Below are 25,465 nucleotides of genomic sequence, written 5' to 3'. Positions count from 1 at the left end.
GAGTATGACTAGGTTGGAAATTGGTGACGTGTTGGAAGACCGTTACCGCATCGATCGCCCCATCGCCCGCGGCGGTATGTCTACCGTCTATCGCTGCGTGGATATGCGCTTGGGCCGCCAAGTGGCCGCAAAGGTCATGGATGAGCGCTATGACGATGACCCGGTTTTTATCAAGCGCTTTTCCCGCGAGGCCCGCGCGATGGCGCGGTTGCAACACCCCAACCTCGTGGCCATTCATGATTTTTCCGCCGATGGCGAGCCTATTTACCTCATCATGGAGCTTATCGATGGCGGCACCCTGCGCGAGCTGCTTGCCGAAGGCGGCCCGCTGACCGTCCCTGCCGCATTATCGACCCTGCGCAGCGTGCTCCAAGGCTTGACCGAGGTACACTCTACAGGGCTTATCCACCGCGATATTAAACCCGATAACGTGCTCATTACCTCGCATCACCGGGTGAAATTGGGCGATTTTGGCTTGGTGCGTGCGAGGAATGCGCAAGCGACCTCGAATATGATCGTCGGCACCGTTTCATATTTGGCGCCGGAACAGGTCACCGGCGAGGATATAACACCCGCCACCGACGTGTATTCCGCCGGTATTGTGCTATTTGAACTCTTGACTGGAACCGTGCCCTTCTCCGGGGATACCCCGATCGCGCACGCCACCGCGCGCCTATATGCGGATGTTCCCGCCCCATCCACGCATGGTGAGGACGTGCCCAAGCTTGTCGATGCCCTCGTGGCCACCGCCACTGCCCGCGATCCCCGCGAGCGCTTTGCCGATGCCGGGGAATTTTTGGATGCCCTCGAGGATATTTGCCGGGAATTGGATCTGCCCACGGTCACCATCCCGGTCCCCCGCAACGCCGCTGCCGCGCGCACCGCACAAACACCCACTGACTATTCCGGCATCGGCGCCACGGATGTATTTGAGCCCACGCGGACCATCCCGCAGGGCGCCACCGAGCACTTGGACGGCGGGCCCACCGAGGTTATTCCTCCCGAGCCGGATCCGCAGCAGCCGGACTTTGAAACGCGCCTCGATGTGCCCAAGGCACCGGTCCCCCCGGAGCCGCCACTGCCACCCGCCCTAGCACCGGCCTCGGCGCCTGTCCCCGCACCAGCGCCCGCTGCGGGCGTGGGGGCAGCGCATTCTCCTGCACAAGCCCCCGCGCAGGTGGCAGAAGAAGAACCGGCTGAGCGGCCGCTAACCAATCGCCATCCTGCATCACTGCTGGTCTTTCTCCTCGCAGTGGTGGTGGCAACCGGTGCGGTCGCTATCAGCGGGTGGTGGTTTGGTTCCTCCTATTACGAAGGAACCCCTTCCCTCTGGGTCTAGTGGGAGCTAGTTCCGCAGCATCTCTGCGATGAGGAAGGAAAGCTCGAGGGACTGTTGCGTGTTCAGGCGCGGATCGACGGCGGATTCATAGCGGCCCGGCAGATCTAGGTCGGTGATGTCCTCGGCGCCGCCGAGACATTCCGTGACATCTTCGCCGGTGAACTCGAGGTGCACGCCGCCCGGGTGGGTGCCCAAATCGCGGTGTACCTCGAAGAAGCCCTGCACCTCGTCGACGATCTTGTCAAAGTGGCGGGTCTTGTACCCGTTGGACGAGGTAAAGGTATTGCCGTGCATGGGGTCGGACTGCCACACCACGGTGTGCCCGGAGTCTTCGACGGCCTTGATGATGGGTGGCAACACGCTGCGGACCTTATCGTGCCCCATGCGGGAGATGATGGTCAAGCGGCCGGGCTCGCGGTTGGGATCCAACTTTTCGGCATATTCCACGGCCTGCTCAGGCGTGGCGCCAGGACCGAGCTTGATGCCCACCGGGTTGCCGATCATGGCGGCGAAGTTGACGTGGAAGTCATCCAGACCACGCGTGCGCTCACCAATCCACACTTGGTGCGCGGACAGGTCATAAAGCTTGGTATCACCATTATCGTCTTGGCCCAAGCGCAGCATGGAACGCTCGTAATCCTTCAACAGCGCCTCGTGCGAACAGTAAATATCCGCCGAGTGCAAGGTGGAATCCTGCACGCCGCAGGCATTCATGAATTTCAGGCCGTTTTCAATCTCGCGGGCCAGATCCTGGTAGCGGGCACCGGCGCGCGATTTACGGACGAACTCCCGGTTCCATTCGTGCAGGCGGTACAGGTCAGCGGTGCCGGAGGAGGTCAAAGAGCGTACCAAGTTCATGGCCGCGGAAGAGTTAGCGTAGGCGCGGATCATGCGTGCCGGGTCATGACGGCGATCCTCATCGGTGGGTTCCACGCCATTGACAATGTCCCCACGGTAATTCAACAAGCCATTCGCGTCCGTATCCGAAGAACGCGGCTTCGCATACTGCCCAGCAATGCGACCCAGCTTCACCACTGGAACGGAAGCACCATAGGTCAAAACGACGGCCATCTGCAGTAAGGTTTTGACGTTGCCGCGAATATGCGGTTCGGTATTCGATTCAAAGGTCTCGGCGCAATCGCCGCCTTGCAGGAGGAAAGCGTTTCCTAGTGCGACATCGGCAAGCTGCCGCTTGAGCTTCTCAATCTCCGGGGCAACCACGATGGGCGGCACCGACTCGAGAATCTTGCGCACGTTATCGGCCTGGGTGGGATCCCAACTAGGCTGTTGCTTTGCGTCACGCTTGATGACGTCCTGGAAGACCTCCTCAATGCCCTCTGGCAATGGTGGAAGATCAGGCAGAACACTTTGCGGAATATCTACTGTCCAACTCACTCTTCCATTTAACCATTTACTGCCTGTCGATTGGTAGTTAACTGCTAGAAATTGATTCTATTCCCCTTGGACAAGGGCAAGACCTCGGTGCAGGCGCGGAATTTGGCGAGGTTATGGCGGGCATCGACAAGCGCATCGTGATTGCCCTTAGGCACGGCCGGCAAGCTGGGGCGGCCGGCGAACTCCCACAGCTGCTTCAACTCGCGGGTATAGCGCGGCAGGCGCTTGGGCAAGCTCGCCATATCGCCCCACAGCTGCGCCAAGACCACGTGGTCATACGCGCCGACCCAAGCCCATAATTCAATGGGCGTAGAGCTGCGCGTGAGAAACTCCAGGATTTCCGTGCGGATGGTGCGCGCCGGCTTCCATGCAGAATCCTGGGGGCTGGGCAGCTTAGCCAACACGTTTTCCTTGACCCAAGAATTGGCCTTAGACGGGTCAAAATCCGTGGATACGGCATAATATTCACTTCCGTTTTCACCGACGATGCCGATGGAGACCAATTCAATGGTCTTGCCATCCTCGATAAATTCGGTGTCATAGAAGTAACGCACGTTTCCCAAGCCTAGCGCTGCGGCGATGGGCGCGGGAAATTGGCCCCACGATCGCGTCACTGTAAAATTTTGCGGGTGAGCAGAACCGATAATAAAGCCCTGTGGACCACCGCCCTCCCCCTAATCCTGTCTGCGCTCGCGGCGCTGTGGTGGATTATCGATATTCCTGCGTTATTCTCGGGCGAGCTTCGTGCCTTTTACCACATTGACCTCGATGTTTACCGCGAAGGCGGGGCAGGTTTCGGCAGTGATCTTTATGATCGTGACTATTTCGTAGGCACTGACCGCAACTTTTCCCTGCCTTTTACCTACCCACCGTTTGCGGCCCTGCTCTTCGCCCCGCTGCAGTGGGTCCCCCTCACCGCTGCCGCCGTGGTAGTCACGGTCCTCTCCGTACTCGCATTGTGGGCGTGCATTGCGCTGGTATTGCGCTCCCTCAACTGCCAGGAATGGGCGGCTTGGGGGCTTTTTGCCGCCATGCTGGCCGAGCCGATTACGCAGACCTTTAGTTTTGGTCAGATCAATATCCTGCTGACCGCACTCGTGGTCATTGATTTGCTGTGGGTGAAAAAGGCCCGTGGCATCCTGACCGGCATCGCCATTGCTATCAAGCTCACTCCCGCCGTCTTTTTGGCCGTCTTCTTCGTCCGCCGCGAATGGAAGGCCTTCTTTACCACCCTGGGATCCTTCGTAGCCGCTGGCCTCATAGCCTTCGCCGCCAATCCGCATAGCTCGATTGAGTATTGGACCTCCACCTTGCGGGATTCCGAGCGCATCGGCGGCCTAGCCTATAGCGCCAACCAGTCCTTGCGCGGCTTGTTTACCCGCCTTAGCCCCGATAACGCAGAAACTCTGTGGCTCATTGGCGTTATCGTCGTCATTGCAATTGTGTGGTTTGCCATGGAGCGCCTTTCCCACGGCAATCAGGTCGTGCTCATGCTGCTGGCGGCGTCTGTGTCGCTGCTGTGCTCCCCCGTATCGTGGTCGCACCACTTCACCTGGCTGGTATTAGCGGGCGTCTACTTGGTTGCCAGCCGCCGCTGGATCCTAGCGGCACTCACTTGGCTAGCGCTATTTGCCCGCGGCCACTGGAAAGTTCCGCATACCGAAGACCAAGAACTGGACTGGACCTGGTGGCAGCACATCGTTGGCAATGACTACGTCATCATTACCGTGTTGTTGGTTGCTTGTTCGCTACCATTGGCTCTACGGCGGGGCGGCGCCTACCGATCCGCGGCGGAACCAGTGTCCAGCCAAGGATAGGGACCTTCCCCAGCGCCCACAGTGCCAGCGAAGAAATAGCCGTAAAGATAAAGCACATACCGATCCAGAACCACGTGTTTTCCAGCGGCCACTCGCCCGCCAAAGACACGACATAATCGTGATGCGCCATGTAGTACCCGTAGCCCACGGTCAAGCCAATAGGGTGCGACAAATAAATCGGTAGCGTGTGCCGTCCGACGAACTTCACGCCTTCTGCAATCCACGGAATGTGGCTAATGAGCACGGCGCCGATAATGCCCGCCGGCACCTCCAGTGCCTGTTCCACGAGGCGCACTAATAAGTTGACATCTCCCCAACCTAAAAAGTCCGCGCCCAGCAGGGGCCAGTTAAAAGCAACATCAGCATCGTTGCCATCCCACACGTGGCGCAGGGCTAGGCCTGCACAATAAGCGCCGATGGCTGAGGCATACGCTCCAGCACTGCGCATGCTCCACGAGCCGCGGAATATCTCTTCTGCCGCAGCAGCAAAACGCGTGATTGGCTCGCGAAGATAGGCGGCGCCCACGAAGATGGGAAGGAACATAATGGCCTTGCCAATAAACTGAAACTGTTCCTGCCACGCAATAAAAAGCACGGGAGTAAAGCTCAGGCCGATTCCTGCCCACGCCGGTAAAGCACGCACACACCACAAAAATAAATTGAACAAAATGAGCGCGTGGATAAACCAGGCCATCGTATGGCCAAGGAAAAGATTTTGCAGCATCTCGGCCATACCCATGGAGGAGTCGCCGAAGACCCACTGGTATTCCAGCTGTTTGGTCATATGCTCCACGGACATCCACACCAAATATGGGATGAGGAAAAACCAGAGCCGGCGGGTAAATAACTCGGCGAAACTGTAACGAAAGACTTTAAAAGAGAAGTAGCCGGAGACCAGAAAGAACAGGGGAAGGCGCAGGGGGTCGAGAAAGGTATTGAGAGTTGCGAGCCACGTTTGTTCGGCTCCTGGCACCTTCAGCGTGATGTGTAGGAGCACCACGCCGATGATAGAAATTCCTTTTGCGGTATCCGGCCACGCTAAGCGGGCCTGAGGAATTGTAATTACCTCCCTTTAATCTCCGCACCGGCGGGGTATCCGTGGCCGGCCTTTAATGATTCCTTTACATCAGCCGCATAGACATCCACATAGGGATTGCCGGAGAGCTCAGCTAGTGTCCCCATGACCATGTCCGTGAACGCGCGAATGGTCTCGTGCTGCTGCGGATCCATGCCGTGCTCGCGCGCCCAATCGTGCGGGTAAATGGGATCTCCCACGCGCATCCCCACCTTGGCGGGACGGACAATCCACGAGCCGATTGGGTTAGCCTTGCGGGAATTGATCATAACAACGGGATAGACCGGCTGATTGGTCTCCATGGCAATGCGCCCCATCCCGGTACGCCCCTTGTATACACGCCCATCTGGGGACCGCGTTCCCTCTGGGTAGATACCAAAGAGATCACCGCGCCCCAAAATCTTCCGTGCGGTCTCGAGCATGGCCTCCCCCGCTGATTCATGATCCCGCTCAATGGGAACTTGCCCGACGGAGCTAAAGAACCACTTCTGCATGCCGCCCACGAGGCCGGGGGTGGTGAAATACTCCGCCTTGGCCAAAAAAGTAATTTGGCGCGGGCACAGCAGGGGGAAAAAGAAGGAATCCATCACCGCTTGGTGGTTGGACACCAAAATCGCGGGCCCCTCAGCAGGGATTTTTTCCATCCCTTCTGACCAAGGGCGGTTCCATACACGCAGGGCGGGCCCGAAAAAGATGTGCTTAAACGCCCAGTACCATTTGTTTTTCATCTCCAGCTCGTCCTTCGCTCATTCTAGTGGCCGCGGCGGGCCAGGTCAGCTACGCCAATCATACCTGCTGCCGAGCCCAATTCCGCGGTTGCAACGCGAGCAAGGGGGCGATGCCCAGCGCCGACTATATCCCGGCCCATGGCAGCGGTGGCTTCCTCTAAGTACATATCCGCATCTTGGGACACGCCGCCGCCAATGACAATGAGCTCCGGATCAAGCACATCAGCCACGATGGATAGGCCTTGGCCCAACCACTGCCCAAAGTTCTCCATTACCGCAATACCAAGTGGGTCTCCCCCACGTGCCGCGCGTGCGACCTGCTCACCGGTGGGATACGGCGGCAAGGAGGTCTCATAGTCTGGGCGCAGTTCGCGCGCGGTATCCGGCAGGGCCGTGCCAGAGGCATAGCGCTCCAAGCAGCCCCGTTTGCCACACGAGCACTGCCTGCCATTGGGAACCACAACGATATGACCAAATTCCGGAGCAGTTCCAAACGCGCCGCGGTAGATGGTGTCGTGGGTCATCAAGGTAGCGCCAATGCCGGTGCCGACCGCAAAAAATACCCAATCCTTCGCGCCGCGCCCCGCGCCAAAGCGCCATTCTCCCCAAGCGGCGGAGTTGGCATCATGCTCCAACCGGACATGCAGCCCCAAGCGCTCCGCAAGGTTTTTCCGGACGGGCGCATTCCGCCACGGAAGATGCGGGGCGAAGCGGACGGTCTCACACTCTGGATCCAAAAATCCCGCAACGGCAAGGCCCACCGCCCCCACGGGGTAGTCTGCGCGCAGCTCTTCAACGATTGCTACTAGGTCATCATCAAGTTGGCGCGGGTCGCCCGAGGTTGGCATGGTCCGACTCGCGAGGATGTCCCCGTTTCGAGTAATTACTCCACCGCGCACATTGGTGCCACCGACATCGAAGCCGATAGTAAGATCGGCGGAGTTGTTTTCAAGCATGGATATCAGAATATACCGACAACCGGGCCAGGGTCACATCAAGCCATAAGCTTTCTCAGCCGCTGCCCCATGATCTCCCAGCTCCAGTGCTGTTCAACATGCCTGCGCCCCGCCTGCCCCATGCGTTCACGCATTTCTGGCGAGCGCAAGAGCGCCTTCAAGGCCTCCACGAGCTCATCGACGGATGCGCCCTTGACGACGATCCCCGTCTCCCCCGTAACAGTCTCCGGCGCTCCCCCAGAATCACCGGCAACGACCGGCAGCCCGCAGGCTTGTGCTTCCAGATAGACGATGCCCAGGCCTTCCACGTCCAAGCCGCCGCCCCGGGTGCGGGCCGGCATGGCAAAAACATCGGCGGCGTGGAGGGCGGTCTCAATGCTGGGGGCCGGTTGAATCACCGCATCGGGACAGTACATCTCTGCCAATTCTTGCAGTACGTCGTGGTAGCGCCCGCGCCCAATCAACATTAGCTGCGCATCGGGGAATTCTTCTCTGACCTGTGGCATCGCCCGCAATAATTGGTCTTGCCCCTTGCGCGGGACTAACCGGGAAATACAGACGATGGTTGGCCCATTTACCCCAAACTCCGCCTTTGCCGCAGCGCGCTGGGCAGGGGTTGCGGGGGAAAGTGAATCTAGGCTGACCCCGGAAGGCAGGTGCGCCCACTCGGGGTGCGGGCCAAACGCTCCACGCAGGCGACGCTGAGTGTAGTCCGAAATATAGGTAATGACATCGGCGTTATTGCCAATCAACCGCAGGCACTGCCGGGCCAGCGGAACCATGGACCAGCCCACCTCGTGGCCGTGCGTGGTCGCCACCACGCGGCGCGCCCCCGCCTGTCGCGCGGCCCTGCCCATCAGCGCCAGTGGTGCGGCCGCGCCGAACCATACGACGTCAATGGATTCTTGCCGGATGATCTCCTGCATGCGGCGCATGGTTGCCGGGGTGGGCAGCATCACGCGATGTGGCCACCGAATGACTTTGTAGGCGACGGAGGCGTCATAGTCCTCCGGCGGCTCTTGGGTCGAAGCGAATACTACGACATCGTCTGGGTCGAGCGCGTCTAGGTAGTCCCGCAGGTAGGACTGGATTCCTCCAACTTTGGGAGGAAAGTCATTCGTTACCAGCAGTATGCGGGCCACTTAGAACCGTGCAGTCCCCGAAATCGGCATCGAGTTAAGCGGCACGACCTGAACCGGCACACCATAGGTCGAGGCGTGTACAACCTGGCCGTTGCCAATGTACATTCCGACGTGGGTAACTCCTGGGTAGTAGCCCACGATATCGCCAGGCTGCAACTGGTCAACCGGCACGGACGTGCCACCAGCAATTTGCGCCTGCGAGGTGCGCGGAATGGTCTTACCAATCTGCTGGTAGGCCCAGTACATCAGGCCGGAGCAGTCGAACTGATTCGGGCCGGCAGAGCCCCAACCATAGGGCGAGCCCAGCTTGGACAGAGCCGCAGAGCTAGCACCATCGGCGATCTCACCCAAGTCGATGTCCAGCTTATCCGTGCCGCCGAATTGTCCCTCCCAGGCTTCACGCTGCTCATCGCTGAGCGCATCCACCTGCGCCTCGATATCGGCCTGCTGCTCTTCCAGCGCCTCCTTTTGCTTTACCAGCTCATCGCGCTGCTTTTCGAGATCCTTCTTTTCCTTTCGGACCTTTTTCGCAGCCTCAGCCGCTTCCTGCTGAACCGCTTCGGCCGTTGAGGCGGCATCAGCCTTGGCATCGAGGGTGCGCTGCGCCTTACGCGAGAGCGCACCCAAGTAGCCCATGCGCTCTACGGCGTCTGCGGGGTCTTCTGCCGCCAAAGCGCCCGAGACGGCGGAACGGGAGTCTCCCCGGTAGCGAGACTGTGCCAGATCGTCCACCCGGCCCTGCTGCGTGAAGACATCGCCCTGCGCGTCGCGTACGCGCTCTTGTGCCTGAGCGGCGTCCTCTTCTGCTTGAGCGACCTCTTCTTCCTTGGCCGCGAGCTTATCTTCTAGCTCTTTGACTTCCTCGTTCTTAGCAGAGACCTTGCGGGCGACTTCACCGACACGATCCACCAGCTCATCAACATTTTCAGTGGCAGATTCTTGGTTCGGTTCCGCCTCTTGCGCGATAACTTGCGGCAGGCCAGAAAGAGAAGTAACAGCGAGAACTGCAGTTAGTGCAGCGGCTGGGAGCACACGTTTAGACACGAGAAGACCTTCAACTCAAAATTTTCAAAAATCGAATTTACTATAGCGGGTTTTGGCCGCTGTTGCACAACAAAACCCTTCCCTTTTTTACAAAGGGAAGGGCATGTCATTTCACTGCCAATTAGAAACGCACAGCGTTGTGGATCGGCATGTAGTTCAAGTCGCGCTCCTGCACAGGGGTGCCGGAGTTGAGCGCGTCAATGATGGTGCCGTTGCCGGTGTAGATACCGACGTGGGAAGCGCCACCGTAGTAGGAAATGATGTCACCAGGCTGCAGCTGGTCCAGGGAAACCGGGGTACCGCCAGCGGCCTGAGCCTGGGAGGTACGCGGAATCTGAACGCCAGCCTGGGAGTATGCCCAGCTGGTCAGGCCGGAGCAGTCGAATGCGCTCGGGCCAGCAGCGCCGTAAACGTACGGCGAGCCAAGGACGGAGCGTGCAGCTTCCAGAGCCTTCTGACCAACGGTGGACGGTGCCGGAGCAGCCTGCTGCTCAGCAGCGGCAACGAAGTTGTCGCCACCCTGGTTGGAAACCTGGCCCAAGGACGGGACGTACTTGTCAATGTTCGGGACTTGGTCAATGTTCGGAACGTTTTCCAGACCGGCAACCTCGAAACGGTAGTCGGTATTAGGAACAACGACCTCAGCAGCCTGAGCGACGCCTGGGGCGGCGACAGCTGCGGTTGCAGCGATAGCTGCAGTAGATGCGATACGACGGGTATTTACAGTGCCCTGACGACGGTGCTTTGCCACGAGAAAAACTCCAAATCTTCCTACGCGTCTACTTTCCCTTGTAGAAAAGCTCTGACCCTGGGGCCTAGTGTTCATTGGAGGGCCGTTCCTTTAGGCCTTCCTCCACTCGGCCCCTCACTAGGAGGAGCCAGATGCGACGCTATAAATTTTCATTTCGTATTGAGCACCTTTTCGGGCGGTAACTCAATGTCTCGAATAGGTTACGAAATCATCACAATCAATGTCCATTCACTACCCCGGATCTAGCTTTGTTACACGTTCGTTATCTTATTTTGACCAAGCCGAGACAAACCGGAGATATCGAAGATTCAATAAAGCTATTACTGATTTTTAAAGGCCATACACTGGAACAATAGCCAAGGCTTACCCCGCCTTCAACAGTCACTCCTTCCGCGAACGAGGGCTTCAACAAGTTCAAAAATTATTATTTGTGACTTTCAACACATACTATGTGTGACAATCACTTTCGTACCATCAGCCTCGTCCTTGAGCGCCTTCGGATCGCGTAAAACCGGCCGCCCTATCCAGCGTTATCGCTCCGGGTTTTACTGAGCCCGCGAGCCTATTGCGTGCTGAGCCCAAGAGGCCACCTCGTGGCTTGTTGCCAGGCACTGGGGCCGGTTAGGTAACGCCGCTTCCAGTACCCACCGGGCGAGTAAGGTTTAGTCCACCCCAGTTCCTCGCTTTACGGCGTGAGTCCCTATAGAAAGGCCTTGGTCCGCCTCGTCTCTGCAGAGGCCGGCAATACTTATTTAAGGGTCCGGAACGAACGAGTACCTCACTGCAGTATCTAAGGGCGGAGAATAACGCCTATATTTCGCGCCCCGAGGAACGCTCTCGTTGTCGGATTGGGTGATTCCCAATCCAAATATCTGTACAAAGCACAGCGCCCTTCAATTGACCCAGGCGAAAGGGTGAAGAGGATACGAACGTGGATCCTGCGACTGCTCTTGGCGACTATGCACTCGAAGAGTTCTAGCATTAGCAGAAAGCTGCAACGACGGCCCCAGATGAGGCTCACGCTTCTAGTGATGATGACTACAGAAGAAAAGGAGCCAATAAGGACTGTGCTAACTGTGCCCAAAAAGTGAAGCAAAGGGAAAAGAACATATTAGTGCAATAGCTATTCCGAAGCCCTGTAGACCACGCTTAAAGACAAATACCGACTATGGGGCTCGCTCAAAGGCCCATACGCGGAAATCATCCATCCCAGGTTCAGTGGCAACAGCATGCTCCTAGGACGGCTACCCTACTGTTAACTAACAGGGCTAGCGCTTTTCCCCACCGCTAGACAAGGCGTTTCCGCATGAGCCAGCGTTTGTCGGCACTTCCATTCCCGTATGTGGAGGACGACGAGGTTCTTACCGTCTAGGTTGACCCCGGGTTTGTGCGAGGCCATCTACCAAGATAGTTCAGGCAAAAATCCGGTTTTCGCCCAAAAGAGACAGTCCCAGGGTGTCTGTATTATGTGCCGACTCCTAGCTCGATAGCCCAGTAGAAGCAACCCGGGATTCCTTAAGAAAGCGACGATTCCAAAACTGAAACGAGCCCGCTTACCACCAGGTATTGGTGGCTTAGCGGGCTCGTTTAGTGAGCGTGTATCGAGCTAACCCAAGGAAAGGTTAGATGCGACCGTTTTCCTCGTCATCACGGCGGTTGGCCTCGTTGAGGCGACGGAACATCTCCGCTTCCTCTTCGTGGTTCTCCTCGTGAATCTCGTGAACGCGGCGCATGAGTTCCGGATCGTCCGGGCTGAAGGTGCCCTGAATCTCGGAGTCAGCGTAACCGAGGTGGTTAAGTTGCTTCGGCACCTGAGCGCCTGCGTACTCAAGCGGTACTGCGTGGCCGTGCTCATCAACCGGGCCGAGCGGCTGGTGAACTTCAATGAAGGCACCGTTAGGCAGCTGCTTGATGACACCGGTAGCAATACCGTGCTCGAGCACCTCGCGGTCAGAGCGCTGGAGACCAACGCAAATGCGGTAGGTCATGAAGTAAGCAATCGGCGGCAGGACAATCAGGCCGATGCGTCCGACCCAGGTCATCGCATTCAACGAAATCTGGAAGAAGTGCGCAACGTGGTCGTTACCACCGGAGAGAGTAACCAGCAGGAAGAACACGATTGCTGCGGCACCGATAGCGGAACGCGTAGGAACGTCACGCGGACGCTGCAAAAGGTTGTGGTGCGCATCGTCACCAGTGAACTTCTTCTCCAGGAACGGGTAGGTAATAAGCAGTACAACCATCAGGCCACACAACAGCGCAACCCAGAAGGCGGAAGGAATCGTGTAGTTACCCAGGTACAGCTCCCAAGCGGGCATGACACGAGCCACACCGTCAGTCCAGAGCATGTAGATATCGGGCTGGGAACCTGCAGACACCTGTGACGGGTTGTACGGACCAAGCAGCCAGATGGCGTTGATGGTCAGCACACCGGACATCAAGGCCAGCACGCCGGCGACCATCATGCCCATGCCAATCGCCTTGGTGGCGAAGACCGGCATAATACGGACGCCAACCACGTTGCTCTCTGCGCGACCCGGTCCAGGGAACTGGGTGTGCTTCTGGAACCACACCATGATCAGGTGGGCCGCGATGAGGCCCAGGATGATGCCAGGGATGACCAGAACGTGCAGGATGTAGAAGCGGTCCAGCATCAAGTCGGACGGGAAGTCGCCGTTGAAGATGGCCCAGTGCAGCCAAGTACCAATGATCGGCAGACCAAGGATGATGGCGGACATAATGCGCAGACCGACACCGGAAAGCAGGTCGTCCGGCAGGGAGTAACCGAGGAAGCCCTCGATCATGCCCAACAGGATAAGGGTGCAACCAATAATCCAGTTAGCTTCGCGGGGACGACGGAATGCACCGGTGAAGAAGATGCGCAGCATGTGCGCAACCATCGACATCATGAACAGCAGTGCTGCCCAGTGGTGCATCTGGCGAACGAAGAGGCCACCACGGACCTCGAAGGAAATATCGAGTGCGGTTGCATAGGCGCGCGACATCTCAACGCCGTTCAGCGGTGCGTAGGTGCCGTCGTAGATGACCTTCGTAATGGAAGGGTCAAAGAATAGCGCCAGGTATGTACCGGTTAGTAGAAGAATGATGAAGCTGTACAGCGCCATCTCACCGAGCATGAAGGACCAGTGGGTCGGAAAGACCTTGTTCAGCTGCGTCCTTAGCACGCCGGCGGCGCTGTAGCGCTCGTCCATGTTGTTGCCCATTTGGGCGAGTTTATTGCTCATTATGACTTACGCTCCCAGAATGCCGGACCGACAGGCTCAATGAAGTTGCCCTCTGCAACAAGGTAGCCCTCATCGTCCACCGTGATGGGCAGCTGTGGCAGAGCACGGGCGGCCGGGCCGAAGACCGGCTTACCGTAGTGCAATGCGTCGAACTGCGACTGGTGGCAGGGGCACAGGATTCGGTTGGTCTGTGCCTCGTACAACGACGTTGGGCAACCAATGTGAGTACAAATCTTGGAGTAGGCGTAGTAATCGCCGTGGTGGAAGTCTTCCTGACCCTCACGCTCGATCGCCTTCTGCGCATCGGAGTGGCGCAGACGAATCAACATCACCGCGTTGCGGTTGCCGTGGATGGAGTGCATGTGGTGCTCGTATACGTCGCGCTTAGCGTCGTACTGGTCACCGTCGTTGACGTCTTCTTCCGCAAGCGGGAAGACGGTTTCCATGCCGCCGGCAGCCAAGTCCTCGGGGCGAACGCGCACCAAGCGGGTAACGCCTTCGGTGGTGTAGTGTTCGCCGGACTCGCCGGAGTGCTTCTCAGCGATGGTGCCGGTGTCACGAGCGAGGTAAAGCTTTACGCCCTTCTCGTGCATCGTCCAGCCGGAGGTCCACAGCGTGCCATCACCGGCGTAGTTCACCTCGTGGCGAACCTTCCATGGATTGCGGATTGCGCCGGCAAGCGGGGCGATAACAGTCAAGCCGAAGAGAACGCCTGCACCACCGAGCAGACCTTGGATGGTCTTGCGGCGGCCGAGAGTGGAGGTCTTCCAAGAATCGTTCAAGAGAGCGGTAAGAGTACGGCGGTCAACTTCTTCGGAAGGACCATCGTGGCGACGCTGCACGGAGATTTCTTCCGGCAGGATCTTCTTCACGTACTGAACGATGGCAAAGCCGAGTCCGAAGATGGACAATGCAGCGGTAATACCAAGCAGCGGGGTGTAGAGAATGTGCCAGACGAGGCCGTCCTCCCCTAGCTGCTTGTACTGCCAAGGCCAGAAGAGGTAGACGCCCAAGAAAGCCAATCCGCCGATAACGGAGAGTGCCAGCCAAATGGCGACATTGCGACCCGCACGCTTTTCCGCGGGGTCACCTTCAACCGGGAAACGCTCCTTGCGGAACGCTACGGTGACATCATCGAGCTCGGTACCAAGTGCAGCAAGTTCATCATTGCTCATCTTATCGAGCTCTGCGTCAGTGTAATTCTTTTTCACATTGCTCATGAGCGCGATCCAATCCACATAGCAGCGGCGCACAGGGCGCTGATACCAATAATCCACATTGCCAGGCCTTCAGCCACAGGGCCGAGACCGCCAAGGTCCCAACCGGCAGGAGACGGAGTCTCTTCTGCAGACTTCAAGTAGGCGATGATGTCCTTCTTTTCATCTGCAGTCAGCTGGCGGTCAGAGAACTTTGGCATGTTCTGCGGACCGGTCAACATTGCCTGGTAAATTTCCTGCTCGTTAGCAGGTGCCAGCTCCGGGGCGTACTTACCGGAGGACAGCGCACCACCCTGACCGGTGAAGTTGTGGCAAGATGCGCAGTTCATGCGGAAAAGCTCAGAGCCCTTGGCAACGTCTTCGGCCTGAATCTGGCCGTTGTAGTTGGCGCCGCGAAGGGATTCTTGGGCGATACTTCCATCGTCGTTGTAGACAATGTCTGCGCCGCCGCCGTTAGCAGCAACATAAGCGGCCAGCGCCAAGGTCTGCTGTTCGGTGTAACGAGGAGCCTTGCGCTCTGCCTGTGCGTCGTTGGACATCATCGGCATACGGCCGGAGTGAACCTGGAAGTACACAGAGCCGGCGCCGATACCTACGAGAGAGGGGCCACGGCCTTCGATGCCTTGCAGATTGGCACCGTGACAAGTGATACAAGCGGTGTCGTAGATGTCCTTACCCTCTTGCACGAGGGCTTGATCATCTTTTTCCGCCGTAGCGACCTGAGCGTCAGGCGTCAAGGCAGAGGCCAAGACGCCAGCGCCGGTCAAACCGATGGCCAAAGCAAAGCCACCTGCAAGGGTGCGCTTCGCCTTGCGGCGACGGCGGGTCTTCTTAGCCGAGGCAGTGGTCTGCTCCACTGCCGCGGACTGCGAATTGTTATCCATCATTTTCCTTTAGATAACTCGAACACGGGAGGACTGTTTTGGGGAGAGGGTCGCCGACACTACTGAATCAAGTAGATAACGGTGAACACACCGATCCACACAACGTCAACGAAGTGCCAGTAGTAGGACACTGCCATCGCGGCGGTAGCCTGTGCCGGCGTGAATTTAGACTTAGCGATACGCGCCAGGATGATTGCAAAGGAAATCAAACCGGCGGTTACGTGCGCAGCGTGGAAGCCGGTGATGATGTAGAACACCGAACCAAAGACGCTGGACTGTACCGTCACGCCTGCGTGAATCAACTCAGCCCACTCAAACGCCATGATGCCCAGGAAGACAACACCCAATACCAGCGTGATGGTGTACCAGAGTCGAAGCTTGTAAACGTCACCCCTTTCTGCGGCAAACACGCCGAACTGCGAGGTCACGGAGGAAGAAATCAACACTGCAGTAATGAGAAAGCCCATTGGCAGGTTGATATGGGCAGTGTGCTCTGCCCAATCGCCTTCCTGGCCGTTCGCTCGCGAGGTGAACCACATCGCGAACAGTCCGGCAAAGAACATCAATTCCTGAGACAGGAACACGATGGTGCCCACGCTGACCATATTGGGTCGGTTCAGCGAGGCAACACGTGGTGCTGTCATACCTTGGTTAGAAACTACGCTCGTCACAGTGGTAATTATGGCCGTTCTGGATCCTAAAGTCACTTCAATTCCCCCCGCTTTCTCTATTCGGATTTCACCAAATTGCCAGCTACCAATAAGGAAACGAACGAGATCCGTCAACAATAAATACCTGGGAACTTTTTGTATTCTTATCCGACGAGACATCGACGCAGGTGACACACTTAAACTCCGGCTATAGCCGCAATTCCTACGACTCGACCTAGCCGATGTACGATGATCCACCCTTCGTCCGCAACCGGTTTCGGCAAGTTTCTTAGAGAGATAAATCACACGGTGGTTTCCGGGGAAAATGGCCCATTTGCAACTTTCGGTTGACCCCCGCAGAAATAGCCGTTTACGTGCTGGGATGCGCTTTTGCTGCCCACTTAAAACCTGGACGCAACCCCGCTCCCCCTTCTCAAAAAAATTTAGGAACCGCGGGAACTTTACCCGTCGATTTCCGACGCAGATCGCCAAAGCCCTCCCCACCGAGGAATGGTGAGGAGGGCTGAGAAGTTTAGGCAGTGGCTGCGACTAGATAATTTCTAGTGCTTTTCCTTAGGCAGACCGTATTGCAAGGACAGTCCGGTGCAGGCAGCAATCAAGCACACGGCGCCCAAGGCGATGAGCCAGTAGTACAGGAAGATGACGCCCAAGCCCAAGAAGCCGATGGCACCGGCCATGGCCAGCGGCCAGATGGAGCTTGGGGAGAAGAAGCCCAAGATACCAGCGGAGTCTTCGGTCTCTGCTTCTTCCCAGTCTTCCGGCAGAACGTCGCTGCGGTTATCGGTGAAGTGCAGGTAGCCGCCCAGCATGAGGCAGAGCACGACGGAGAGGAACATGCCCACGATGCCAACCCACTCGGCACCGTAGAGGTAACCATCATCCTTCACGAGGGTGACGCCAAAGATATAAACAATCAGCGAGACGAAAAGGTAGGTCGCGATTGAGTAAAAGACTTTCGATGTAGCACGCATTGTGTAATGTCCTTATCTCTTATGCCGCGGTCTTAACGTAGTTGTCACCATCGGCGGTGTCGCGCTCGCCGGAGAACGGGTGGGTGGTAACTGCGTACGGATCCTGGCCGATTTCCTTCAGCGCCTCGGCGTTGGTGGCGTTCGGGTTCTTCTCGCGGAAGTCCATGTAGGCATTGAAGTCCTCTGGGGACACAACGCGAATCTCGAAGTTCATCATGGAGTGGTAGGTACCGCACATCTCAGCACAGCGACCAACAAAGGCGCCTTGCTTATCAATCGATTCGATCTGGAAGCTGCGCTCCTGGGCGTTGGCTTCAGGGTGTGCGTACACGTCGCGCTTGAACAAGAACTCCGGTACCCAGAACGCGTGAGAAACGTCAGCGGAAGCCAGACGGAACTCGATGGCGGTATCGGAAGGAAGCACCAGAACCGGAACCTCTTCGGTGGAGCCTACGGTCTCAATCTTGTTGTAGTTGAGGTAGGAAAGGTCACCCTTGGACTTGCCGTGAATCGGGTTGGGGTTATCCACACCCTCAGGGTCATGGGCGGTCTTTTCCGCTTCAGCCTGACGCGCTTCGTCCGCACCGTTGTAGTTTTCACCGTTGACGCGGTTTTCGGCGTAGCCGAACTTCCAGTTCCACTGGAATGCCGTGACGTCAACGGTAACCTTTGGATCCTTATCCAATGCGGTGACCTTCTGCTGGGTCTGCACCGTGAAGAAGAACAAGGTCATGATGATCAGGATTGGAACGATGGTCAGCACCATCTCCAATGGCACGTTGTACTGCGTTTGGCGCGGGAATTCACCCTTGCCATCGCGCTTGGCCTTCTTCGCGCTCCAGCGGAAGATTGCAGTAAGGAAGAGGCCCCACATGACGAAGCCGACAATCCAAGCTGCAACCCAGACCCAGATCCAGAAGTTGTACATTGCCTCAGCCTCAGGGGTCACACCCTTTGGCCAACCGAATCCCAGGAGGTTCTCTACAGCAGTTGGCGCCTGAACGTCACAACCAGCCAGGGCGAGACCGCCTAGGGCAAGTGCGCCAGCTACGCCCGCCTTACGGGCGTAGGTGCGCTTATTACGCTGTCCCACGTGTGTTCTGCCTTTCTGTCCACACAAACTTCTCGAATACTCACAGAGCACCCTTACCCAATCAGAATAATGGATAAATGCTTGGTTCCCAGCCTTTTTGAAGCTTAAAAGGAGACCCAGGGCGCTCAATTTATATCCACGTTCCAGTAGGTTACCGCCCCACCTGCACAATGTTCCAACCGTACCCCCAGTCTGCACCTTTGCCATGTGCCTTAACTCACAGGGAACAATTCCGGCCATCATCCGAAAGTTCGCACCCTTACGGGGAAGCTGAATTTAAGCTTTTCCGCAGCTTCTTCCAAGCCGTGGCGCTTTCTGGTTTCCACCCCATGCACCGTAGAGTAGGACACCGAGCACTAGTCGCTTAATTAAAAGGAGCTATCTTTACATGTGCGGACTTCTTGGCATGCTCGCGGCCACCGGAAACGTGGACAAATATGTCGACGCGCTCGAGCGGTCGCTTCCTTGCATGCACCACCGCGGACCGGATGCAGCCGGTACTTGGCATGATGGCGACGCCGCCTTCGGCTTTAACCGCCTGTCCATTATCGACTTGGAACATTCCCACCAGCCCCTGCGCTGGGGTCCCGAGGATGAACCAGAGCGGTATGCCCTTACCTTTAACGGCGAGATCTACAACTACGTTGAGCTCCGCGAAGAACTCAAGGCCTTGGGCTATACCTTCTATACGGAAGGTGATGGCGAACCCATTGCGGTGGGCTATCACCACTGGGGCAAGGACGTCGTCGAGCACCTGCGCGGCATGTTTGGCATCGTTATTTGGGATACCAAGACCAAGACCATGTTTGCCGCGCGCGACCAGTTCGGCATCAAGCCGCTTTACTATGCCACCACGGACGCCGGCACCGTCTTTGCCTCCGAGATGAAGTGCATCCTGGAGATGGCCGAGGACATTGGTCTAGAACTCAACCTTGACCGTCGTGCTATTGAGCACTATGTCGACCTGCAATACGTCCCGGAACCGGAATCCCTGCACGCCAATATCCGCCGGGTGGAATCCGGCTGCACTGTGACCCTGAAGCCGGGCGAGGAGGTCGTCTCCGAGCGCTACTTTAAGCCGCGTTTCCCGGTCCAGCAGGTACCAGAAGGAAAAGAACAGCAGCTCTTTGACCGCATTGCAGAAGCGTTGGAGGATTCCGTCGCCAAGCACATGCGTGCCGATGTCACCGTTGGCTCTTTCCTCTCTGGCGGCATCGACTCCACCGCCATCGCTGCCTTGGCCAAACGCCACAACCCGGATCTGCTGACCTTTACTACAGGCTTCGAGCGCGAAGGCTATTCCGAGGTGGACGTGGCCGCGGAATCGGCGGCCGCCATCGGCGTGGAGCACATCGTCAAGATCGTCTCGCCGGAAGAATACGCCGAGTCGATTCCTAAGATCATGTGGTACCTGGATAACCCGGTGGCCGATCCTTCCCTCGTGCCGCTGTACTTCGTGGCCCAAGAGGCCCGCAAGCACGTCAAGGTGGTCTTGTCCGGTGAGGGCGCCGATGAGCTCTTCGGTGGCTACACCATCTATAAGGAGCCGCTGTCGCTCGCCCCATTTGAGAAGATCCCCTCTCCCCTGCGCCAGGGACTGGGCAAGCTTTCCCGCGTGCTGCCAGAAGGTATGAAGGGCAAGTCCCTGCTCAACCGCGGTTCCATGACCATGGAGGAGCGCTACTACGGCAATGCGCGGTCCTTTAACTTTGAGCAGATGCAGCGCGTTATCCCATGGGCCAAGCGCGAGTGGGATCACCGCGAGGTCACTGCGCCCATCTATGCGCAGTCGGAAGACTTTGACCCGGTAGCCCGCATGCAGCACCTTGACCTATTTACCTGGATGCGCGGTGACATCCTGGTCAAGGCCGATAAGATCAATATGGCCAACTCCTTGGAGCTGCGCGTGCCATTCCTGGATAAAGAAGTATTTAAGGTCGCAGAATCCATTCCGCACGATCTGAAGATTTCCCACGGCACCACCAAGTACGCGCTGCGCAAGGCCATGGAACAGATCGTTCCCGCGCACGTCCTCAACCGCAAGAAGCTGGGCTTTCCCGTACCCATGCGCCACTGGCTGGCCGGCGACGAGCTCTACGGCTGGGCACAGGACACCATCAACGATTCCCAGACGGAGGACATCTTCAATAAGAAGGAAGTTCTGGAGATGCTCAAGGAGCACCGCGATGGCGTATCCGATCACTCCCGCCGCCTGTGGACCGTGCTGTCCTTTATGATCTGGCACGGCATCTTTGTGGAAAAGCGCATCGACCCGCAGATCGAGCAGCGCGACTACCCAGTCAAGCTTTAGGCCGCATTGGGTAAAGCTCTACACCGAGCCATAAAGACATAAAAAGAGGGTGAGTGCCGCGAAGCACTCACCCTCTTTCTTTATCCTTCGGTTTAGTTGAAGGAGTCGCCACACGCGCAGGAGCCGGTAGCGTTCGGGTTATCAATGGTAAAACCCTGGGACTCGATGGTGTCAGCGAAGTCGATCTTGGCACCGGTAAGGTACGGCACAGACATCTTGTCCACGACGAGCTTGATGCCACCTACCTCGTCGACCTTGTCACCATCGAGGCTGCGGTCGTCGAAGTAGAGCTGGTAGCGCAGGCCAGCGCAGCCGCCGGGCTGCACTGCGATGCGCAGGGAGAGATCGTCGCGGCCTTCCTGATCAAGCAGGCCCTTTGCCTTTGCAGCTGCGGCCTCGGTCAGAATGACGCCGGTTTCGGAAACTGGAGCGGTCATCACTTCTCCTCAAATATGTCTTGGTTGCGTAGCCACTACCCTACCCGCATCTACGAGGAGGGAAAAGGTAGCCCATAGTAATAACAACGCCGTGGGCGGGCCTATTCCCCTCTTGGGGTCGAAACCTTGTAGTCTGATCAGCGTGAAACTTCCGTGGCAAAAAGATGACAAGACCTCCCCTGAACCTGCTCCCGTGCAGGAAGAAGTTCAGGAAGAAACCCACCGCAAGGGGTATACCCCTCCGAAGGGCCGTCCCACGCCAAAGCGCCAGGAACAGGAAATCGCGCGCGGCGTGAAGCGCGATCCACATGGGGTATCCGATGCGCAGCGTTATAAGCGCCGCAAGGAACTCAAAAAGTCCATGAATAAGGACGAGTGGAAAGAATATAAAAAGCAGGAGCGCAAAGAGCGCAACCAGCGCAACCGCGAAAACCAGGAACGCATGGCTGAAGGCGATCCGCGCTTCCTCCCAGCCCGCGACCAGGGCGAGGAGCGCGCCTACGTGCGCGATTGGATCGATGCCCGTCGCACGCTTTCGGAATGGGTCATGCCGATGGCGCTTGCCCTTATCGTGGTGGTCTTCGTGACCTATGCGGCTCCCAGCATCGCAGGCCTTATCAACGCGATTGCCATGGTGGTCATCCTTATCTTCGCCATCGATGGCATCTGGCTGGGCCGCCGTGCTAATAATGCTGTCCGCAAGAAGTTCCCCGGCACTACCGCGACCGGCTTTGGCCTGGGATTCTACGCATTTTCCCGCGCCAGCCAGCCCCGCAAGTGGCGCATTCCTCGCCCGCGCGTAGAGCGCGGGGCCGACGTTTAAGGAAGCACGCTGATGGCTGATTCCCCGCAGCATTATCCCTACGGCAGGCTAAGCGATGCCGCACAGTGGCTAGCCGCCTGCCAGGATCGCTCCCCCGCTTCCGAGCCACAGCGGGTTCGAGCCATCATCTTCACCGAGGACAGTGACGGGATCCCACAGGCCACGGAGACCGCCGCTCGGCGGGTCGGGGCCAGCATTAAATCCGTCACGGTGACAGATTGCTCCTCGGCCTATGACCTAGGCGTGCAGGCAGCGGATGCGGAAATCGATGGCGGTACGGATCTGCTAATTCCTGGCGGCATCGATGGAACGCAGGCTGCCGCGGCCGTCATGGGGATCATGGCGCAGGAGGAGCCGGTGGTGGTCGTCAGCAAGCAGCCGAGCGTCGAGGCTTGGAAGGCCGAGGTTGCGGCCATTCGCGATGCCATGTTTCGGATGCGCGACCTGACTGGGCGGGAGCTCATTAAGGCCTGCGGCTCCCCCGTTTTGGCCGCGCTGGTGGGCTTTATCTCCCAGGCGGCGCGGCGGCGCACGCCCTTGCTTGTCGATGCACCCTTGACCGCCACCGCCGCCGTATGCGCCGCTGCAGACACGCGGATCCACGACTGGATCCTTGCCACCAATATCGCGCCGCAGCCGGCTCACCGGTTGGCCTTAAAGAAGCTGCGGCTGGAGCCCCTGCTCGAGCTGCAGATGGAACCGGTGCCGGCGCTCGGCGCTTTGGCTGCCCTACCCCTTTTATTACTGGGCGTAGAAATCACCGCGGACGCGACGCAAGCAGAGACCTAACTGCGCGCGGCAGGGCAACCAACCCCGCGCTGCGTCGTACTCCGACTCGGACAAGCGCGCTAGACCAGAGTGTGCAACCAGCCGTGGGCATCATCCACGGCGCCGCGCTGGATGCCGGTTAGGCGCTCGCGCAAGGCCATAGAGACCTCGCCGGCCTCGTTATTATTGACGCTAAAATCGGTGTCCTCACCAAGCACGCGCCCCACCGGCGTGATGACGGCGGCGGTACCGCAGGCAAAGGCCTCGGTCATCTCACCCGATTCCACATCTCGCTGCCATTCTTCGGCAGTGATGCGCCGCTCAGTTACCTTGTACCCCATGTCTTCGGCGACCTGCAGCAGGGACTGGCGGGTAATGCCGGGCAGCAGAGATCCGGAAAGGGCCGGGGTGACGATCTCGGCGTCGCTGCCGGTACCGTAGACGAACATGAGGTTCATCCCGCCCATTTCCTCGATATACCGGCGTTCGATGGCATCCAGCCAGACCACTTGATCGCAGCCCTTTTCTTCGGCTTGTGCTTGCGCTAACAAGGAACCGGCGTAATTGCCGGCGAATTTCGCGGCACCGGTTCCGCCCGGCGCGGAGCGGACATAATCCGTAGACAGCCACACCGAAACCGGCTTAATGCCGCCGCTGAAATACGCACCGGCGGGCGAGGCCAAGAGGATGAAGCGATACGCATTGGCCGGGTGCACGCCCAGCGATACCTCGGTCGAAATCATAAAGGGGCGCAGGTAGAGCGATGCTTCCCCGCCTGCCTCTGGAACCCAGCTCTTATCGATGTCCACCAGCTGGCGCAGCGCCTCGATGAACTCTTCTTGCGGTAGCTCGGGCATCGCCAAGCGCTGCGCCGAATTGATAAAACGCTGCGCGTTTTGCTCGGGGCGGAAGGTAACGATGGAATCATCGGGCTGCCGGTAGGCCTTAATGCCCTCGAAGACGGCCTGGCCGTAGTGGAAGACGTTGCTCGCTGGATCCATCGTCAGCGGGCCGTAGGGGCGGACCTGCGCGTCGTGCCAGCCCTTGTCCGTGGACCAATCGATGGTAACCATGTGGTCCGTAAAGTGCTGGCCAAAGCCGGGATTGGCCAGGATTTTATCTAAATCTGCTGCCGCCGTTGGTTGATTCGTACGGGTGATCGTGTAATCAAGCATGCCCACAATCTACTCCTTTTATCTATAGCCGGGTAGGAATATGTTCACTCTAGCGCGGTATCATGGGCAGAAGTTTCATTAGTACCAATTAAAAAGGAGGACTTTATGTCTCAGCACACTGGACCCGCACGTGGGGCATTTCCGGAGCTTAAGCTAGAAAAGAAGGCCCCGAAGAACGCGCAGGCCCTACTCATCGCCGCATTTAAGGGCGAGGAGGGCATTGAGCTTCCGGGCACCTCGCTGCTCAAGTCGGCCGCGCTGCGCGAAGCATACGAGTCCCTTATCGCCGTGGGAGCAACCGGCAAGGCCAATGAGGTCACCCGCATCCCAGCGCCTAAGAAGGCAGAGGTCGATTCCATCATCGCCGTCGGCCTTGGCGATGCCGAGGACCTCGATGCAGAAACCTTGCGCCGCGCCGCCGGCAGCGCCGCACGCTCGATTTCCAAGGTGGAAGAGGTAGCCACTTCCTTGGGCGATTTCGGAATCGCTCCCACGGTAGAAGGCCTCATCTTGGGCGGCTACAAATTCCAGGGGCTGCGCTCTAAGCCTGGCAAGGATTCCGAGCAGCCAGCCGCCTTTACCGTGGTGGCAGAAAAGTCCGCCCGCGAGGAGTTCGAGGCGGCCAAGATCACCGCGGAGTCCGTGGTGATTGCCCGCGACCTGGTCAATACCCCGTCCAACCTGCTGTACCCGGAGTCTTATGCAGACTTCCTCTCCGCCCAGGCTAAAGAAGTTGGCCTCGAGGTAGAAATCCTAGATGAAAAGGCGCTGCAAAAGCAGGGCTTTGGCGGCATTACCGCCGTAGGCCGCGGTTCCGCTCGCCCGCCGCGCTTAGTACGCCTAAGCTGGAACCCAAAGAAGGCGAAGAAGCACGTGGCGCTCGTGGGCAAGGGCATCACCTTCGATACCGGCGGCATTTCCTTGAAGCCAGGTTCTGGCATGTGGGACATGATTTCCGATATGGGCGGTTCCGCCGCCATGGCCGCCTCCATCATCGCTGCGGCAAAGCTCAACCTGCCGGTAAAGATCACCGCTACCCTGCCGCTGGCAGAAAATATGCCGGGCGATAACGCCACCCGCCCAGGCGATGTCATCACCCACTACGGCGGCATTACCTCTGAGGTTCTCAATACCGATGCAGAAGGCCGCCTCGTGCTTGCCGATGCCATCGCGCGCGCCAGCGAGGATAAGCCCGACTTCCTCATCGAAACCGCCACGCTGACCGGTGCCCAGATGGTTGCCTTGGGCGAGCGCACCGCCGGCGTCATGGGTTCGGAGGACTTCCGCGACCGCATGGCGGGCATCGGCCGCGAGGTCGGCGAAAATGCGTGGGCCATGCCGCTTTTGGAAGAACACGATGAATCCGTGAAATCCGCCAGCGCCGATATCCGCAATATCAACGCCAAGCGCGAGGGCGGCATGGAATACGCAGGCACTTACTTGAAACAGTTCGTGGACGAGGGCATCGAATGGGCACATATCGATGTCGCCGGGCCTTCCTTCAATACCACCGGCGCTTATGGCTATACGCCAAAGATGGGTACGGGCGTTCCCACCCGCACCGTCATTGCTGCCCTGCGCGAGATTGCTGAATCAAAGTAATACCCCGCACAGCCGCCTGGG

The 25,465-nt window shown here is 58.2% G+C and carries 22 protein-coding genes; 6 read left to right on the top strand and 16 right to left on the bottom strand.

Features of this window, described 5'->3' with window-relative positions; all coding sequences use genetic code 11:
* The first annotated feature begins 4 nt into the window (after positions 1 to 4).
* Positions 5 to 1,339: a serine/threonine-protein kinase gene (locus ABRP88_RS00425; RefSeq protein WP_349835660.1), complete on the top strand. Its 1,335-nt coding sequence runs from the start codon at positions 5 to 7 to the stop codon at positions 1,337 to 1,339.
* 6 nt (positions 1,340 to 1,345) lie between these two features.
* Here ABRP88_RS00425 and ABRP88_RS00420 read toward each other — a convergent pair whose 3' ends face one another.
* Positions 1,346 to 2,734, bottom strand: coding sequence for a class II 3-deoxy-7-phosphoheptulonate synthase (locus ABRP88_RS00420; protein ID WP_284769502.1), 1,389 nt, complete (start codon positions 2,732 to 2,734; stop codon positions 1,346 to 1,348).
* A 44-nt stretch (positions 2,735 to 2,778) separates the two neighbouring features.
* Entirely contained in the window at positions 2,779 to 3,288 is a 510-nt protein-coding gene (locus ABRP88_RS00415) for a polyadenylate-specific 3'-exoribonuclease AS (protein WP_284784644.1), read from the bottom strand.
* A 75-nt stretch (positions 3,289 to 3,363) separates the two neighbouring features.
* On the opposite strand from ABRP88_RS00415, the gene ABRP88_RS00410 reads away from it, so the two are divergent.
* Positions 3,364 to 4,551, top strand: a complete 1,188-nt coding sequence (locus ABRP88_RS00410) for a glycosyltransferase 87 family protein (protein ID WP_349835658.1) — start codon at positions 3,364 to 3,366, stop codon at positions 4,549 to 4,551.
* Here the strand turns inward: ABRP88_RS00410 and ABRP88_RS00405 are convergent.
* The 12 genes from ABRP88_RS00405 to ctaC all read right to left on the bottom strand — a co-directional run bounded on the left by ABRP88_RS00405 (position 4,457) and on the right by ctaC (position 18,328).
* Entirely contained in the window at positions 4,457 to 5,551 is a 1,095-nt protein-coding gene (locus tag ABRP88_RS00405) for an acyltransferase family protein (protein ID WP_296088811.1), read from the bottom strand. The genes ABRP88_RS00410 and ABRP88_RS00405 overlap by 95 nt on opposite strands.
* Before the next feature lie 62 nt (positions 5,552 to 5,613).
* Positions 5,614 to 6,354 carry a lysophospholipid acyltransferase family protein gene (locus tag ABRP88_RS00400; RefSeq protein WP_284769499.1) on the bottom strand — a complete coding sequence of 247 codons (741 nt, stop codon included), beginning with the start codon at positions 6,352 to 6,354 and terminating at the stop codon, positions 5,614 to 5,616.
* A 23-nt stretch (positions 6,355 to 6,377) separates the two neighbouring features.
* Positions 6,378 to 7,310 (bottom strand): ROK family protein, encoded by a 933-nt coding sequence (locus ABRP88_RS00395; RefSeq protein WP_296088814.1) that lies wholly within the window; start codon positions 7,308 to 7,310, stop codon positions 6,378 to 6,380.
* Between the two features lie 38 nt (positions 7,311 to 7,348).
* Entirely contained in the window at positions 7,349 to 8,452 is a 1,104-nt protein-coding gene (locus tag ABRP88_RS00390) for a glycosyltransferase family 4 protein (RefSeq protein ID WP_349835654.1), read from the bottom strand.
* A complete protein-coding gene (locus ABRP88_RS00385; protein WP_349835652.1) occupies positions 8,453 to 9,496 on the bottom strand; it encodes a C40 family peptidase in 1,044 nt (347 codons plus the stop codon). It abuts the gene before it with no gap.
* A gap of 121 nt (positions 9,497 to 9,617) precedes the next feature.
* Entirely contained in the window at positions 9,618 to 10,247 is a 630-nt protein-coding gene (locus ABRP88_RS00380; RefSeq protein WP_005278362.1) for a C40 family peptidase, read from the bottom strand.
* A 1,622-nt stretch (positions 10,248 to 11,869) separates the two neighbouring features.
* Complete coding sequence (qcrB, locus tag ABRP88_RS00375; protein WP_349835650.1) at positions 11,870 to 13,492, bottom strand: cytochrome bc1 complex cytochrome b subunit; 1,623 nt, start codon at positions 13,490 to 13,492, stop codon at positions 11,870 to 11,872.
* Positions 13,492 to 14,712 carry a cytochrome bc1 complex Rieske iron-sulfur subunit gene (qcrA, locus tag ABRP88_RS00370; RefSeq protein WP_349835648.1) on the bottom strand — a complete coding sequence of 407 codons (1,221 nt, stop codon included), beginning with the start codon at positions 14,710 to 14,712 and terminating at the stop codon, positions 13,492 to 13,494. Before qcrA ends, qcrB begins: the two co-directional genes overlap by 1 nt.
* A complete protein-coding gene (gene qcrC / locus ABRP88_RS00365) occupies positions 14,709 to 15,596 on the bottom strand; it encodes a cytochrome bc1 complex diheme cytochrome c subunit (protein ID WP_005283937.1) in 888 nt (295 codons plus the stop codon). Before qcrC ends, qcrA begins: the two co-directional genes overlap by 4 nt.
* Positions 15,597 to 15,652: 56 nt before the next feature.
* Positions 15,653 to 16,264, bottom strand: coding sequence for an aa3-type cytochrome oxidase subunit III (gene ctaE, locus ABRP88_RS00360; protein ID WP_369707792.1), 612 nt, complete (start codon positions 16,262 to 16,264; stop codon positions 15,653 to 15,655).
* A 539-nt stretch (positions 16,265 to 16,803) separates the two neighbouring features.
* Positions 16,804 to 17,235, bottom strand: a complete 432-nt coding sequence (gene ctaF / locus ABRP88_RS00355) for an aa3-type cytochrome oxidase subunit IV (RefSeq protein ID WP_005278348.1) — start codon at positions 17,233 to 17,235, stop codon at positions 16,804 to 16,806.
* 19 nt (positions 17,236 to 17,254) lie between these two features.
* On the bottom strand, positions 17,255 to 18,328 hold the full coding sequence (ctaC, locus tag ABRP88_RS00350) for an aa3-type cytochrome oxidase subunit II (protein WP_349835645.1): 1,074 nt from the start codon (positions 18,326 to 18,328) through the stop codon (positions 17,255 to 17,257).
* A gap of 388 nt (positions 18,329 to 18,716) precedes the next feature.
* Between ctaC and asnB the strand changes: the two genes are divergently transcribed.
* Entirely contained in the window at positions 18,717 to 20,639 is a 1,923-nt protein-coding gene (gene asnB / locus ABRP88_RS00345) for an asparagine synthase (glutamine-hydrolyzing) (protein WP_284795970.1), read from the top strand.
* 92 nt (positions 20,640 to 20,731) lie between these two features.
* Here the strand turns inward: asnB and ABRP88_RS00340 are convergent, their stop codons facing one another.
* Entirely contained in the window at positions 20,732 to 21,076 is a 345-nt protein-coding gene (locus tag ABRP88_RS00340; protein ID WP_005283948.1) for a HesB/IscA family protein, read from the bottom strand.
* A gap of 142 nt (positions 21,077 to 21,218) precedes the next feature.
* On the opposite strand from ABRP88_RS00340, the gene ABRP88_RS00335 reads away from it, so the two are divergent.
* Entirely contained in the window at positions 21,219 to 21,899 is a 681-nt protein-coding gene (locus ABRP88_RS00335) for a DUF3043 domain-containing protein (RefSeq protein WP_349835642.1), read from the top strand.
* Positions 21,900 to 21,911: 12 nt separating this feature from the next.
* A complete protein-coding gene (locus ABRP88_RS00330) occupies positions 21,912 to 22,688 on the top strand; it encodes a nicotinate-nucleotide--dimethylbenzimidazole phosphoribosyltransferase (protein WP_349835640.1) in 777 nt (258 codons plus the stop codon).
* A gap of 59 nt (positions 22,689 to 22,747) precedes the next feature.
* Here the strand turns inward: ABRP88_RS00330 and ABRP88_RS00325 are convergent, their stop codons facing one another.
* Positions 22,748 to 23,842: a branched-chain amino acid aminotransferase gene (locus ABRP88_RS00325; RefSeq protein ID WP_288747406.1), complete on the bottom strand. Its 1,095-nt coding sequence runs from the start codon at positions 23,840 to 23,842 to the stop codon at positions 22,748 to 22,750.
* 105 nt (positions 23,843 to 23,947) lie between these two features.
* On the opposite strand from ABRP88_RS00325, the gene ABRP88_RS00320 reads away from it, so the two are divergent.
* A complete protein-coding gene (locus tag ABRP88_RS00320) occupies positions 23,948 to 25,444 on the top strand; it encodes a leucyl aminopeptidase (RefSeq protein WP_349835638.1) in 1,497 nt (498 codons plus the stop codon).
* Positions 25,445 to 25,465: the final 21 nt, after the last annotated feature.

Source organism: Corynebacterium sp. KPL2734 (genome assembly GCF_040225595.1).
Lineage (GTDB): Bacteria > Actinomycetota > Actinomycetes > Mycobacteriales > Mycobacteriaceae > Corynebacterium > Corynebacterium rhinophilum.
Note: the sequence above shows the minus strand (reverse complement) of the source record. Positions and strands in the feature narration are given on the sequence as shown.

Bases quoted from the DNA above. Each gene is read 5' to 3' on its own strand.
- ABRP88_RS00425 (WP_349835660.1), top strand. From the start codon at position 5: ATGACTAGGTTGGAAATTGGTGACGTGTTGGAAGACCGTTACCGCATC.
- ABRP88_RS00400 (WP_284769499.1), bottom strand. From the start codon at position 6,354: ATGAAAAACAAATGGTACTGGGCGTTTAAGCACATCTTTTTCGGGCCC.
- ABRP88_RS00395 (WP_296088814.1), bottom strand. From the start codon at position 7,310: ATGCTTGAAAACAACTCCGCCGATCTTACTATCGGCTTCGATGTCGGT.
- qcrB (WP_349835650.1), bottom strand. From the start codon at position 13,492: ATGAGCAATAAACTCGCCCAAATGGGCAACAACATGGACGAGCGCTAC.
- qcrA (WP_349835648.1), bottom strand. From the start codon at position 14,712: ATGAGCAATGTGAAAAAGAATTACACTGACGCAGAGCTCGATAAGATG.
- qcrC (WP_005283937.1), bottom strand. From the start codon at position 15,596: ATGATGGATAACAATTCGCAGTCCGCGGCAGTGGAGCAGACCACTGCC.
- ctaF (WP_005278348.1), bottom strand. From the start codon at position 17,235: ATGCGTGCTACATCGAAAGTCTTTTACTCAATCGCGACCTACCTTTTC.
- asnB (WP_284795970.1), top strand. From the start codon at position 18,717: ATGTGCGGACTTCTTGGCATGCTCGCGGCCACCGGAAACGTGGACAAA.
- ABRP88_RS00340 (WP_005283948.1), bottom strand. From the start codon at position 21,076: ATGACCGCTCCAGTTTCCGAAACCGGCGTCATTCTGACCGAGGCCGCA.
- ABRP88_RS00330 (WP_349835640.1), top strand. From the start codon at position 21,912: ATGGCTGATTCCCCGCAGCATTATCCCTACGGCAGGCTAAGCGATGCC.
- ABRP88_RS00325 (WP_288747406.1), bottom strand. From the start codon at position 23,842: ATGCTTGATTACACGATCACCCGTACGAATCAACCAACGGCGGCAGCA.
- ABRP88_RS00320 (WP_349835638.1), top strand. From the start codon at position 23,948: ATGTCTCAGCACACTGGACCCGCACGTGGGGCATTTCCGGAGCTTAAG.